Raw genomic sequence first — 13,047 nt, forward strand, 5'->3', positions numbered from 1 at the left:
ACCGTCATCTAGCGCAATGTGAAGGTCACCTAGCTCGGGGTCGAACCGTGGCACGTCAGAATAGAGTGGCGACGTGAGCGTGCCGAAGCGCAAGCTGCACAAGGAGCTGCGGTTCTGGTTCGACGAGGAAGGGATCGTGGCCGACTATCAGCTGGAACAGCGACGCGAACGACCGAGCAGACGCCGAGCACCCAAGCGGCCTTGTGCTATCGTGCAGGGGACGCTCCGCACGAGGGTGCAAACGTGTCCACAAAGGAATACGCATCGAAGCGCGACTTCGACCGGACCTCCGAGCCGCGTGGTGGCAACGGCAAATCCGGGTCCGGCGACCAACCCCGCTTCGTGATCCAGAAGCATGATGCATCCAGCCTGCACTACGATTTCCGGCTGGAGATCGACGGCGTGCTGAAATCCTGGGCCGTACCCAAGGGCCCGTCGACGGATCCGGGCGACAAGCGCCTGGCGATTCCGACCGAGGATCACCCGCTGGCCTACGCTGACTTCGAAGGTGTCATCCCCCAAGGCGAGTACGGCGGTGGGACCGTGATGATCTGGGATCGCGGTACATTCAGCAACATCACCGAGAAGGATGGTGAACGCCAGCCGCTGAAACAGGCCTGGAAAAACGGGCACGTGCTTGTCGAGTTGCACGGCGAGAAGATCTCTGGTGGTTATGCGCTTCGTCGCACCGGTTCCGGAGCCGACGCCAATTGGTTGCTCATCAAGATCGACGACGCGGACGCCGATGCGCGCCGCAATCCGGTGTCGACCGAGCCCAAATCCGTCAAAAGCGGGCGCACGATGAAGCAGATCGCGCGCGACGAAGGCGGGAACGACGAATGAGTGACTGGCTCGATGACCTGTCCTCGGAGGAGCGTGAGGCACTGAAGCAATCACCGCATCCCGACTGGATGTCGCCGATGCTCGCGACGCTGACAGAGGACCGGTTCTCCGATCCAGCCTGGATTTTCGAGCGCAAGCTCGACGGCGAACGCCTGCTTGCGTTCCGCGACGGAGACCGGCTCCGGCTGCTGACACGAAATCGAAAGAACGCACTGGAGACCTACCCCGAGATTGGGGACACATTGATGGCGCAACAGATTCCGGATTTCGTAATCGATGGTGAGGTGGTGGCATTCAAGGGGAGTGTAACGAGCTTTTCGAGGCTGCAACAGCGCATGAAGATCGCGGAGTCGGAAGAGGCGCACGCCAGCGGCGTAGCAGTCTATTTCTATATATTCGACGCACTGCACGTCGACGGATATGATCTCGATGCCTTGCCGCTTAGAACACGCAAGCGTATTCTTCGGCGGTTGTTCGATTTCAAGGTGCCGCTGCACTTTACCCCGCACCGCAACGAGGATGGGAAGGCGTTCTTTGAAGAGGCATGTAAAAAGGGTTGGGAGGGAATCATCGCCAAGCGCGCCGACTCCCACTATTGCCATGGCCGATCCCGTGACTGGCTCAAGTTCAAATGCGATCGCGGCCAGGAACTCGTCATAGCCGGCTTTACCGAGCCGAAAGGTGAGCGCAAGGGCTTCGGCGCACTGCTGGTCGGCTACTACGACAATGGTGATCTTTGCTATGCAGGCAAGGTCGGCACCGGCTACGATGATCGCTTCCTCGAGGAATTTCGCGCTCGGCTGGATAAGTACGCGATCGGCGAATGCCCGTTCGCCGACGGGCCCACCGAAAAGAACATCACCTGGGTACGGCCACACTTTGTCGGTGAATTCAGTTTCACCGAATGGACCGAAGACGGGAAGCTCAGGCATCCACGCTTCCTCGGGTTGCGGCGGGACAAGAAGCCGCGCGAGGTTACCCGCGAGACAGCTGATGACTGAGGATGGCGAACGAGTCATCGAGGTCGGCGGCCGCGAGATCGCGATCAGTCATCCGGACAAGGTGCTGTTCCCGGACGACGGGCTCACGAAGTGCGAGTTGGCCGAATACTACGCACGCATCGCCCCAACCGCGCTGCGACACTACAAGAATCGCGCACTTAGCATGCACCGCTATCCCGACGGGATCGGCGATGAAGGCTTCTTCCAGAAAAAGATCGGTGATCACTTCCCCGACTGGATCAACCGGGCAACGTTGCCGAAGAAAGACGGCGAGGTTACCTACGTCGTTGCCGACAACGAAGCCACACTGGTCTACCTGGCCCAGCAGGACTGCATCACGCCACACTTGTCACTGTCGCGCATCGACCGACCGCATCATCCCGACCGCATGATTTTTGACCTGGACCCCTCGGACGACGACTTCAGGAAAGTATGCCGTACCGCCATGTACCTGAAGAAGATGCTCGACCGCCTGGAGCTGAATGCCTTCGTGCAGACGACCGGCTCGCGTGGGCTACACATCGTGGTTCCGCTGGACCGTCACGCCGACTTTGAAGCAGGCCGGGGCTTTACCCATGCCTTGTGCGAGCGTGTCGCCGCGGAAGATCCGGAGCTCATGACCACCGAGCAGCGCAAGGCCAAGCGAGGCAAGCGAGTGTTCCTCGACGACCTTCGCAATGCTTATGGTCAGACGGCCGTGGCGCCCTATGCGGTTCGGGCGCGACCCGGCGCCCCGCTCGCCACGCCGATTCGCTGGGAAGAGCTCGACGGGCACCTGGACCCGCGCCGTTATCACATCGGCAATATCTTTCGCCGCCTGGCCCGGATTGAAGACCCTTGGCGTGACATCGCGAAGCATGCGTCCCGGCTGCCGGATACTGCTGCTATTCCGGCGTTCGAAACGTAGCCCGACCCTCTTGGGATTGGTGGGGCGGATTGTCGGTTTAAATCGATCAGGGCTTTACCAGCTCCACTCGCCGATTTTGCGCACGCCCTTCTTCAGTAGCATTCGTGGCCGTCGGCGCCAAAGGACCGACGCCATGCGGATGAAGCCTTTCCTGGCTAATGCCATAGTCCGTTACCAAAGCATTGACGACTGCCTTGGCTCGATCCTTCGAGAGACTCATGTTGTACTCAAGGTCTCCACTGCTGTCGGTGTGTCCGACCACATAGAGGTCGAAACCCTTTTCTTCCTTGAGAAACTTTGAGATTTCCTCGAGCGCAGTCCTTGATTCGGATTTTATCGATGCCTTTCCTGTGTCGAAGTACAGATCCTGAATGGAAGTGACGCCCTTGCTACTGATTTCCTCGGCCAGCACATCGGCATCGGTCCTGACGTCGACTTTGTCGGTATCCATCGATCCAGTCTCGACAACATCAACCTGGATCCCGGAACTGTCTGAACCTTCCCGTAAACTTACACAGAGAGAAACATAGACGACGCCTGCACCTTCATCCTGACGATCCAGCTTTGCCGACAGGTAGCGAAAATCCTGCTGGGATACGACCGGGTTTTGTTCGATATCCAACGGATTGACATCGCGCTGGTATAACTTGATGGTCCAGAACCAGCCCAATTCTCCTTGAGTGCCGGAGAACAATATATCGAAGCCAGCATCCTTTAGGGCTGTTTCATAGTTGCGGTATATTTCGAGTGTAGATCGCCCCTCAGGTGCCTTGTACTGGATTCGCGTTACCTTGCCAGTGACTGTTTTGCTGTCCGACAACTCCCGGTCATCGTCAAGCTCGCCAAGGGGTAATTTATATTCACCGAAGTCTTTTACATCGTAGTAAGTGATAACCGAATCATCATAACGAGAAATTAGTGGATGATCCTCGCTGCCTTCGATGTCGTCGGCGTGAGCTATGTTCACGCCTTGAGTAAGGCCAATCAGAAACACAAAAGAAAGGGGAATGAGCAGGATTCTCGTTTCAGGCGTCTTCATGCGAGCATCTCCAATCAAATAATGCCCTTCAGAATAACACTTGTGGATTGTCGACCCGTGGGTACGTCACATGGGTATCAAAGCATCAGGGCATCCTCAGCCGCCACCGCCTCCACCGCCACCTCCACCGCCGCCGCCACCACCGGCGCCGCCGCCACCACCACCAGTCCCGATGGTGCCGCCGCCACGCCCGGCCGGCAGGATGAAGAACACCAGGTAGAACACGATTGCACCGAAGGCCAGCATGAAGACGATCCCGAATATCCGCATCCCGATGAGTTCGAAATCGATCGGAATCCGGGACGGCTCGATCAGGCCCGAGGGCCAGCGAGCGGAAAAGGCGAACTCGCCACCGGCGGCTACGCCTTCATCGTGGATGATCTCAATGGTGTCGGAATCACTGCGACGTACCTGTGTGGAATCGGTCTCGATAACCCCCTCGCCCTCGCCGGGCCAGCGGTCAAAAGTCGATACATTGACCTGATCTGCCGAAAGGGGTCGGGGTACATTCAGTTCAACCCGGACTCTTTCGATATCGAGGGGCCAACCCCCTCGACCGGTAACCGGCCAGTACATTCGGGCCTCGTCACCGGTTTCGCGAAAGGGTGCAGTGACGCGGTAGTCGAAATGGAAGGTATATCGGCCGGGTTCGAGGTCGGTTCTCGGGTCGCCCGCCGGAATGCGGGGAATCACGAACTGGCGCTGGATTAATTCCTCACCATCATCCCGTTGGAAGACGATCGCACTGGAACCGTCGTCGCGATGACGCTCGACCCGCACCCCGTTGGCTTCGTAGGCGACCTCGTGGCTACCATCATTGGGCAGTTGCAGGCTTTCGGTCAGCGAGCGGTAGAGGTAGTGTTCGACTTCCTCGCCCCGCACATCCACCGTGATCGCTTCCTCGACCGTCAGGTACCCTTCCGGATCGAGCGCCATGCGGATACCGAATTTCTCGATCCGCTCTTGTGCCGAAAGGCCGCTCGCGGCCACCAGCGACAATCCGAAGAAGGCGGCACGCAAAATCCACGGTAGAAGGGAGCAGGTTGCGTTCATGTGTGAGCCCTTTTGTCATCGTGCACCATGCCAGATCGTACGCGTGTCCGGCAAGCACAGACACCTGACTCGCAAGGCCGAGAGTCGGAGTCGCTTTGATAGCGGTCAAGCAAGTCCCGCAGTCTTCTTCCGACGGTCGCTTGCTACACTGCCCATTCAACACCGCGGGATGACTGAGTGATGACCAATCGGGTTCGTGGGTTGCACTGCAGCCTGGACGGGACAAGCTATCCATTCGGGGAGGTCCATCGCTTGTCGGAGGCCGGCAGGCCGCTGCTGGTCGACTACCACCTCGAGGGCATGCGCGCGCAGCTCGATCGCGACGAGATCGCGGCACGCCCCGGTGGTTTCTGGAAATGGCGCGAATTGCTGCCAGTTTCGGATTTCGACCGGGTTCCGCGGCTCGGCGAGATCGACACCCCGCTGATTGAACTGGCCGCTAACCCAGGCGTGGTGGTCAAGGACGAAGGCCGGCTGCCGACCGGATCTTTCAAGGCGCGCGGTCTGGCTCTGGCCGTGGCCATGGCACGCGAACTCGGCCTGGAGAAACTCGCCATGCCGTCCAATGGCAATGCCGGGGCGGCCCTGGCGGCCTATGCCACGCGGGCCGGACTCGAGGCCCTGGTTTACTGTCCGGCTGATACGCCCCGCATCAACATCGACGAGACACAGCTGGCCGGCGCCGAAGTGGTCGAGGTCGACGGCTACATCGACGATTGCGGCAAGCTGCTGGCCGAACGTGCCCAACGGGAAGGCTGGTTCGACGTCTCCACGCTCAAGGAGCCCTACCGGCTCGAAGGCAAAAAGACCATGGGCCTGGAGTTGGCATCACAGATGGACTGGCGCCTGCCCGAGGCGATCTTCTACCCCACCGGCGGCGGGACAGGGCTGATCGGCATGTGGAAGGCCTTCGCTGAGATGAGGCAACTGGGCTGGATCGAAGGGCCCTTGCCGAAGATGTTCGCCGTTCAAGCGGCCGGCTGTGCCCCCATCGTGCGCGCCTTCGATGCCGGCGAGCGTTTCGCCGAGCGCTGGGAGAACGCACACACCATCGCGGCGGGCATTCGTGTGCCGAAGGCCCTCGGCGATTTCCTCATTCTCGATGCGGTACGCGAGTCCGGCGGCAGCGCCATCGCCGTTTCCGAGGACGCCATCAATGCCTCCTGGCGCGAACTTTGCCGGACAGAAGGCCTATTGATGTGTCCGGAGGGGGCGGCCACCCATGCAGCCTGGCGGCAGGCCGTCGCCGATGGTCAGCTCGACGAGGGTGCACATAGCGTGCTGTTCAACTGCGCAACCGGTTTGAAATACCCCCTTCAGGGCCTTGCCTGACGCAGCTTTCGAAAATCAGGCCTGAAGAGCCTTCAGGCACATGCCCACTGGACAAGGCCTTCGCTGGCAAGAATGCGACGTATCCTCTATCCTCGGGATACTGGGTGGGCTTGGCGTCCGGCGGGTTGAGTGTCCAGCCATTGCGGACGAGCCAGGCAGCCTGAAAAAGAGCAGCAGGGGTCCTGTATGGTTCAAGACAGCGAAACGCGCCAGCTTGCCGCGATCGTGTTCACGGACCTGGTCGGCTTCACTGCGCTGATGGAGGCCGACGAAGCCCACGCCCGTCAAGTTCTGCAATCCCAGCAGCGTCTTGTTCAGTCCCTCCTCGGGCAGTACGGCGGCAGGCTACTCAAGGAAATCGGCGATGGTCAGCTGCTGATGTTCGGCAGCGGCGTCAACGCGGTCCGCTGTGCCGTCGCCATCCAGGAAGCGGAAAAGGACTTTGCCCTCCGGATCGGCATTCATATCGGTGATGTGGTCATTGAGGATGAGGAGATTTACGGGTCCGGAGTCAACATCGCCTCGCGGATCGAATCGCTGGCCCCGCCGGGCGGCATCTGCCTGACCGCCGATGTCTGGCACCAGACGCGAAACCACACCGACCTGCAGGCTACCCGGCTGGGCCATCGTGAACTGAAGGGCATCAGCCTGCCCATAGAACTTTACAAGCTTGAGCCGGGCAGCCAGCAGGATGCTGCCAGCGGTGGATTGGATGCGGCGGCCAGTTCTGACACCGGTTCAACCACGCGTGAAAGCAACGCTTTCAACGCCGGCGGCACGGTCAGGTCCGGCTCCGGCGTTCGTTCCGCGCCGATGGTGATCGCGGCATTGGCATTGCTGGCCGCGGCCAGTTTCGTTGTCTATTCACTGATTCCCGACCCGGTGGCTCCGCCGGACGTCAACCGGCTTTCCATTGCCGTCCTTCCTTTCGAGAATCTCAGTCCCGATCAAGACGACGCCTACTTCGCCGAGGGGATTCATGAAGACATCATCATCAAGCTTTCCCGAATCGGTGGTATCCGCACCATATCGCGCCGCTCGGTACAGGAGTTCGCCGGCAGCGACCTGGAACGAATTGCCGATGAACTGAAGGTCGGCTCCATCCTGGAAGGAAGCGTGCGTCGCTCTGGTGATCGCATTCGGGTAGCGGTTCAACACGTCGATACCCGTAGCCACGAAACCCTGTGGGCGCAGTCTTTTGTACGCGGTGAGATTACGGACCTGTTCGAGATTCAGAGCGCGATTGCCGAACAGATCGTGTCGGCGCTCGAAGCCAACCTCAGCCCGGATGAGCAGGAACAACTTCGGCAACGACCGACCGAAATTGCCGAAGCCCACACGTTTTACATGAAAGGCCGCGCCAGCCTGCGCAAGGAAGGCACGCTGGAGAACCTGAAAGAAGCCGCCGGATATTTTGAACAGGCGCTTGAGCAGGATCCCGAATACGGCCTGGCCATGGCCGGTCTTTGCACTGCGCAGTGGCAACAATATGATCTTACCCGTGATAACGAAATGGCCGAGGAGGCCATCGATACCTGCCGCCAGGCCGATCGCCATGATTCACTGGCGGAAACGCATGTGGCACTGGCCAATCTGTATCTGGGGATCGGAGAGCTCGATCAAGCCTGGTCGGCGCTCGAGCGGGCACTGGAGATCGAGCCCGGAAACGCCGAGGCTTACTCGGTGCGTGGCCAGGTTTACGAAGAGCGCGGCGAACTGGAAGCAGCCGAAAGCGATCTCCGCAAGGCGATCGAGCTGGACCCGGGTTACTGGCGGCACTACAACGACCTCGGAGTCATGTATTTCAAAAGCGGCCGGTACGAACTGGCGGCCGAACAGTTCTCACGTGCCATCGAGCTTGAACCCGCCAGCCCCCGTCCCTACTCCAATCTGGGTGGAGCGCTGGTGCATCTTGGCGAGTATCTCAAGGGTGCCGACGCCATTCGACAGTCGATCGAATTGCGTCCCACCGACAGGGCTTACTCCAATGCTGGCGTCAACTACTTCTTTGCGGGCAATTACTCGGAAGCGGAGGCCATGTTCGAGGAAGCCATCGCAATGAACCCATCCAATTTCCTGTATCACGGGTCTCTGGGGGATGTCATTGCAATCCAGGAAGGTCGAAGTTCCGAAGCGAAGGCCCATTACGAAGAGGCGATTCGACTGGCCCGTGAGCGGCTCGAAGTCAATCCCAATGATCATTCAACGCTTGCGCGGATTGCCCTCTATCTGGCCCGGATCGGAAGGATTGATGAAGCACGGGAAGAACTTCGAAATCTGTCCGAACTGGAGCAGCTTGACTACGATGCCGAACTTTCCATCGGTATGACGGAGTTCTTTCTGGGCAATAAAACCGAAGCCATCGAACATTTCCAACGCGCGATCGATCTGGGGTACCCGCGCGATCTTCTGGAAGCCGATCCCAATCTGGAACCCTTGTCGGATCATCCGGCCTACCAGGACTTGATGCGGGACGATTCCAGTTAACCTCAACGAACGGAGGAAACTGCCATGAAAACAGGACTTGTATCAATTAGTCTGTTCGGAATCACTATCTTCATTCTTGCCGGCTGCGCGGTGACAGCGCCCCCCGGGGAGCCCGAAGTCTGCCGGGCTGAATGCCGGGTCGATATCAACTTGCCCGACGAGCCCGCCAATCTCCATGTCGAAGGCGGATCCGAAGTCAATTTTCGCATTCAGAACGCCGAACAGGCTTTGGCCCGATCGGATTCGGCCCGACGGGTTTCGGCCCAACGGGATTCGGCCCAACGGGTTTCGGTCCAACGGGATTCGGCCCGCATCGTGCTTTCATTCGAACAGCCGGCGCTGCTCGACAACCAGGGAACTCCGCTTTACACCCTGGACTTGCGATCCGGGAATAACCTCTACGAGGTCAACGATGAAGGCGTCTGCAGACCACCCGACGGCTGCCGTTACGTGATCATCGATGTCGGACGACCGGACCGGCCCTCCATCATTTCCACTCCGAAAATCATTGTGTATTGACGAGAAGGTTTCATCTGGGAATGGACTCCGAAAAGGGCACCCCTTCGCACTCGAAGGGGCCTGCCCGGCCGAGACCAGCTTGCACCTCACGACGTAGGGTTATCTGCAGCCACCTCAACCCAGGCCGGAAAGCGGCACCAGGAGAATGCCGGCGACGAAGCCGGCCACGGTGAGTAGTGCGACAAAGTTTCCGCCACCTTCTTCGAAAGCTTCGGGCAGCATCGTCTGGGCAATCATGGCCAGCATGGCACCCGCCGCCATTGCCTCGATGAATGAAAAACGGGCAGGCGGCGCACCCAGAAGCAGGGCATAACCGCCGGCTGCAAACATGCCCGCCAGAAGAACCAGGAACATCCAGATCAGGACAATCACGGTTCGAGTCAGTCCCTGGCGCCTGAGCGTCACCGCCGAGGACATGGATTCGGGCAGATTCGACAGGAAGATGGCACCGAGCAGCGGCAGGCTGACCGCGGTTCCGACCGTGGTGGCGCCAAGCACCACCGATTCGCCGGCACCGTCGAGCGCCGAGCCGAGGAGGATGGCGAAACCGGCCGCACCCCGATGACGGGCATCCCTGACCACTTGCTGGATATCCATGGAGGTGGGCTGTCGGGCTTCCGGCGTCAGGCTGTGGAATGCGCGATCGCGCCATTCGTCGGCCTGCAGCAGCAGCTCGGTGCGGCGGTTGCGTTCGGCCATCATTTCGTTCACGGCCTGTTCCAGCGCCGGCGAGTCGGCGACGAGACGATCAAAGTCGTCCTTGTGAATCTTCCAAAGTGTCACCGGCTCGGTGGCAACCACCGACGCATTGCGGGGGTTGCTCGTCAGCAAGGTGCCCTCGCCAAAGGTCTCCCCCGCCGTCAGATGGGCCAGAGTCGTGGTTCGGCCTTCTTCTTCGCGTAGCACGCTGACCTGGCCTGATTCAATGATGTAGAGCGCGTCTCCCATTTCCCCCTGCCGCAGCAGGATTTCACCGGCCGGGTAACGATAGTGGCTGATCACCGGAAGCAGGGCCTGAATCTCTTCCGGTGGCAGTGATCGCACGATATCGACCTTGGCCAGTTCTTCGAGGGTTGCCTTTACCTTTCGTTGCCGAAACCGCCGGGCATACTTGCCCAGAGTAGCGGCCTTCCGCAAGAAGGCACCGTATTCGTTGAGGACATGGTTGAGTGCGACGAAAACGACGCAGCCGAGTATCAGCCCGGCACCCAGGAACGTGAAGTGCTCACGCTCGAGCGCAGGAAGTACCAGTTCAAAGCTTACTGCTGCCAGCAGCGCCCCCGCGCCGAAAGCCATGACCGATGAGGTCACTCGCGGAGAAGGCCGCACCCAGGCACCGAACAGCGCGCCCAGCGGCAGCGAGGCGGCAGCCAGGGCACCGTAGAAAAAAGCAATCGCCAGCGGAGACTCGGGCATCGCCTACCTACAACTTGAAACGAAGGTTCCTGAAGATCAATACTCTAGCGCGTTTTTACCGGAGCGTCTGCCCATTCGTTGTGCTAGCGCCGGCGGGTCGAAATGACGATGGCCCAGACCAGTCCGGTAATGGCCAGCAACATGCCAGGCAACGCGAAAAGCAGTGCGCGCAGGAAATGCTCGAGGAAACGGATTTCGCTCAGACGGAACTTACGGGGATCTGCGAAGCCGGCAATGTTTGCCATGTAGGTGCCAGCCTCGGGGATCTCAACCCGGCCAACGGCCACTCGACGTGCGTTGCCGATCTCCTGACTCATGCTGCCGCCGATGGATTTCAGCGGGACGGTGGTGCCACCGGCGTTCTTGAACTCGATGACCGTCCCTGCCGGCAGTTCGTCGTCGACCACCTGCAGTCGGCCGTCGATAATGGTCTTCGATTCATGCCAGAGGCGGTAATCGCCCGCCTCGGGAATCTCGACAGTGACCGTGCCCGGCCCCTGGAATGACGTGTGCCAGCCCCCGAATCCCTGTATGAAAGTCCATGAAGCCAACGCGCAGAGAATGATCCCGGCGACACCCGCAATGACCGGCCAGCGATAGCGTCGTGACATGGTTCCGGTTCCTGTGTTCATGAAGTGGTCCGAAGAGCTTTTGTCGTAGTATCTTCAGCCGCGTACCAGCAAAAGGGTCACGCCGGTGACATACAGCGCCAGGAGGACCACGCTTTCGACTCCAATTACACCGGGACCGCGCTTCTCCCGCCGGATCAAACCCAACATCAGGACTGCCGACATCAGAAGGGTGAGCGTGGTCCAGAAAATCACGGAATCGGACATGGCGTGGTAGATCGACCCCGGGCGATAGGCGACGTCGGAAGCGGCGGTGAACAGCGTATCGAAAGCATTACCCCCGATGATCCCGCCCACCGCCAGCGTCAGTGCGCCGCGGCGCACTGCTGCGACTGAAGTCACCAACTCCGGCAGGGAGGTGGCGATTGCCGTGAAAAGGACACCCACCGCGGTTTCGCTGAGCCAGGTTTGTTGCGCGATGTTGGAGGCCGCCTTTTCCATCGTCCACCCGGCAATGCCGAGTGCCAGCATCAAAACCAGGAAGCGCACGACCAGGCTCTTGAGGGCGGGAACATTGTCCAGGTTCTCCGGTTCGTCGCGACGGGTCTCGGGCGTCAGTGTCGGTTTCCACATGGGCCGGTCGTGCATGCCACCGATGATCCGGATGCCGTAGATGTAGACGCCGAGCATCAGTGGCGTGAGCGGATGGATACCCCATATCGTGACATCCGGCAGCGTTGGTCCCAGCAGGATCATTGCCAGTAGCGCGATGAGCAGTGCGTTCTGCATCATGTTCTGGGCCGAAGCCGCCGCATGCTCGAGGTTGGCTTTGCGATACACCACATCGGCCACGACCAGGAATGCGGTTTGCACGGCGATGCCGCCCAGGGCATTGCCCAGCGCCAGTTCCGGCAGGCCGTTCCAGGCAGCGGTTACCGACAGAACGCTGCCGGACAGGGAGGTGGCCGCGCCCAACAGCACCGCACCGGAAATGGCTTCCCCGAGCCCGGTCCGATCCGCGAGCTGATCCACGACGCCGGTGATCCAGACACCGCAAAAGCCGATGATCGCCGTGCACGCGGCGAATACGATCACACTCTGCAGCAGTGTCCAGCTTTCGAAGTCAGGCAAAGTGGATTTGTCTCCGGTTGGAAAAATGGAAAACCAAGGCAACCAAGATATCAAAAGTTCTCAGTGATCCGTATCACCCTGCCGACTGCACAGAATCCTCATGTCAAATTAAAGCGGTTGATGCCGTAGAGAAAAGGGGCGGGCCTTGCGTGGTATCCGGGAGCTAGTCATATTCTGAGTGCAGCATTGATGGCGGGTAATCGGAATGCGCTCCGTTTCCCTTGATACCCGCAGGTAATTCCAAGAGGCATGACCATGAATTTCCCGCGAATCAACCAATTGAGTGTGTCGACAAAACCGCTAGTGGGAGGGCTGGTCCTTGTGGCGGCCGTCGCACAGGCTGGCTCTCCGGAGCTTGACGGCAAGGCATTCGATGTCGAGATGCTGCCGGCCGGCGCCGACGAACCCGTGGACAATACGCTGACATTCCACGATGGCACTTTTCTGTCGGCCGTCTGCGTCAATCATGACTTTCCGCAATCCAGTTATACGGCCCACGAGTCCGACGGCGAAGTCCGGTTCGAGGTGCGTGCCGAGAGCTACACCAAGGGTTACATGACCTGGGAAGGCACTGTCGAGAACGGACAACTGGAGGCCAGCGCGGTCTGGCACCGCCCGGACCGTGATGAGCCGGTGCGCTTCGAGATTAGCGGCACGGAGAAATCGAAGGCGCGCTGATTAATCGTCGCACAAGTCTCGGCGCGTGCCGATGACGATTGCCAGGCGGTAATGGTCAGCAAATACGCGCTC

At 59.8% G+C, this 13,047-nt stretch carries 12 protein-coding genes; 7 read left to right on the forward strand and 5 right to left on the reverse strand.

From position 1 onward, the window contains the following. Positions 1-243: 243 nt before the first annotated feature. From DZK26_RS03780 to ligD (DZK26_RS03790), 3 genes are read left to right on the forward strand one after another with little or no spacing between them, the layout of a single operon-like run. Positions 244-843, forward strand: a complete 600-nt coding sequence (locus DZK26_RS03780; protein WP_116898675.1) for a DNA polymerase ligase N-terminal domain-containing protein — start codon at positions 244-246, stop codon at positions 841-843. Further along, positions 840-1,844: a non-homologous end-joining DNA ligase gene (ligD, locus tag DZK26_RS03785; RefSeq protein WP_116898676.1), complete on the forward strand. Its 1,005-nt coding sequence runs from the start codon at positions 840-842 to the stop codon at positions 1,842-1,844. The genes DZK26_RS03780 and ligD (DZK26_RS03785) overlap by 4 nt, the downstream gene beginning before the upstream one ends. Then, entirely contained in the window at positions 1,837-2,751 is a 915-nt protein-coding gene (gene ligD, locus DZK26_RS03790) for a non-homologous end-joining DNA ligase (RefSeq protein ID WP_116898677.1), read from the forward strand. The genes ligD (DZK26_RS03785) and ligD (DZK26_RS03790) overlap by 8 nt, the downstream gene beginning before the upstream one ends. A gap of 46 nt (positions 2,752-2,797) precedes the next feature. On the opposite strand, the gene DZK26_RS03795 is transcribed toward ligD (DZK26_RS03790), so the two are convergent. Next, positions 2,798-3,790: an OmpA family protein gene (locus DZK26_RS03795; protein ID WP_116898678.1), complete on the reverse strand. Its 993-nt coding sequence runs from the start codon at positions 3,788-3,790 to the stop codon at positions 2,798-2,800. A gap of 96 nt (positions 3,791-3,886) precedes the next feature. Next, the gene (locus DZK26_RS14255) at positions 3,887-4,843 is read right to left on the reverse strand and encodes a DUF2207 domain-containing protein (RefSeq protein ID WP_181918430.1); all 957 of its coding nucleotides are present in this window, start codon (positions 4,841-4,843) and stop codon (positions 3,887-3,889) included. Between the two features lie 180 nt (positions 4,844-5,023). Between DZK26_RS14255 and DZK26_RS03805 the strand changes: the two genes are divergently transcribed. From DZK26_RS03805 to DZK26_RS14260, 3 genes are all read left to right on the forward strand, one after another. Continuing rightward, positions 5,024-6,175, forward strand: coding sequence for a threonine synthase (locus tag DZK26_RS03805; protein ID WP_116898679.1), 1,152 nt, complete (start codon positions 5,024-5,026; stop codon positions 6,173-6,175). A 186-nt stretch (positions 6,176-6,361) separates the two neighbouring features. Then, complete coding sequence (locus DZK26_RS03810; RefSeq protein ID WP_116898680.1) at positions 6,362-8,662, forward strand: tetratricopeptide repeat protein; 2,301 nt, start codon at positions 6,362-6,364, stop codon at positions 8,660-8,662. 24 nt (positions 8,663-8,686) lie between these two features. Then, entirely contained in the window at positions 8,687-9,181 is a 495-nt protein-coding gene (locus DZK26_RS14260) for a hypothetical protein (protein ID WP_181918431.1), read from the forward strand. 114 nt (positions 9,182-9,295) lie between these two features. Here the strand turns inward: DZK26_RS14260 and DZK26_RS03820 are convergent, their stop codons facing one another. From DZK26_RS03820 to DZK26_RS03830, 3 genes are all read right to left on the reverse strand, one after another. Further along, positions 9,296-10,597, reverse strand: coding sequence for a cyclic nucleotide-binding domain-containing protein (locus tag DZK26_RS03820; RefSeq protein WP_116898682.1), 1,302 nt, complete (start codon positions 10,595-10,597; stop codon positions 9,296-9,298). Positions 10,598-10,680: 83 nt separating this feature from the next. Next, positions 10,681-11,208 carry a hypothetical protein gene (locus DZK26_RS03825; RefSeq protein WP_116898683.1) on the reverse strand — a complete coding sequence of 176 codons (528 nt, stop codon included), beginning with the start codon at positions 11,206-11,208 and terminating at the stop codon, positions 10,681-10,683. Between the two features lie 54 nt (positions 11,209-11,262). Further along, positions 11,263-12,297: a sodium:calcium antiporter gene (locus tag DZK26_RS03830; RefSeq protein ID WP_116898684.1), complete on the reverse strand. Its 1,035-nt coding sequence runs from the start codon at positions 12,295-12,297 to the stop codon at positions 11,263-11,265. Positions 12,298-12,618: 321 nt separating this feature from the next. Here DZK26_RS03830 and DZK26_RS03835 point away from each other — a divergent pair, with 321 nt between their 5' ends. Continuing rightward, positions 12,619-12,975, forward strand: a complete 357-nt coding sequence (locus tag DZK26_RS03835) for a hypothetical protein (RefSeq protein ID WP_147306686.1) — start codon at positions 12,619-12,621, stop codon at positions 12,973-12,975. The last annotated feature ends 72 nt before the right edge of the window (positions 12,976-13,047 follow it).

Source organism: Wenzhouxiangella sp. 15190 (assembly GCF_003417465.1).
Taxonomy (GTDB): domain Bacteria; phylum Pseudomonadota; class Gammaproteobacteria; order Xanthomonadales; family Wenzhouxiangellaceae; genus Wenzhouxiangella.

What these genes read in the sequence shown, in the direction of transcription:
- ligD (WP_116898677.1), top strand. Translation starts at nt 1,837, where the DNA reads ATGACTGAGGATGGCGAACGAGTCATCGAGGTCGGCGGCCGCGAGATC.
- DZK26_RS03825 (WP_116898683.1), bottom strand. Translation starts at nt 11,208, where the DNA reads ATGTCACGACGCTATCGCTGGCCGGTCATTGCGGGTGTCGCCGGGATC.
- DZK26_RS03805 (WP_116898679.1), top strand. Translation starts at nt 5,024, where the DNA reads ATGACCAATCGGGTTCGTGGGTTGCACTGCAGCCTGGACGGGACAAGC.
- ligD (WP_116898676.1), top strand. Translation starts at nt 840, where the DNA reads ATGAGTGACTGGCTCGATGACCTGTCCTCGGAGGAGCGTGAGGCACTG.
- DZK26_RS03795 (WP_116898678.1), bottom strand. Translation starts at nt 3,790, where the DNA reads ATGAAGACGCCTGAAACGAGAATCCTGCTCATTCCCCTTTCTTTTGTG.
- DZK26_RS03810 (WP_116898680.1), top strand. Translation starts at nt 6,362, where the DNA reads ATGGTTCAAGACAGCGAAACGCGCCAGCTTGCCGCGATCGTGTTCACG.
- DZK26_RS14255 (WP_181918430.1), bottom strand. Translation starts at nt 4,843, where the DNA reads ATGAACGCAACCTGCTCCCTTCTACCGTGGATTTTGCGTGCCGCCTTC.
- DZK26_RS14260 (WP_181918431.1), top strand. Translation starts at nt 8,687, where the DNA reads ATGAAAACAGGACTTGTATCAATTAGTCTGTTCGGAATCACTATCTTC.
- DZK26_RS03820 (WP_116898682.1), bottom strand. Translation starts at nt 10,597, where the DNA reads ATGCCCGAGTCTCCGCTGGCGATTGCTTTTTTCTACGGTGCCCTGGCT.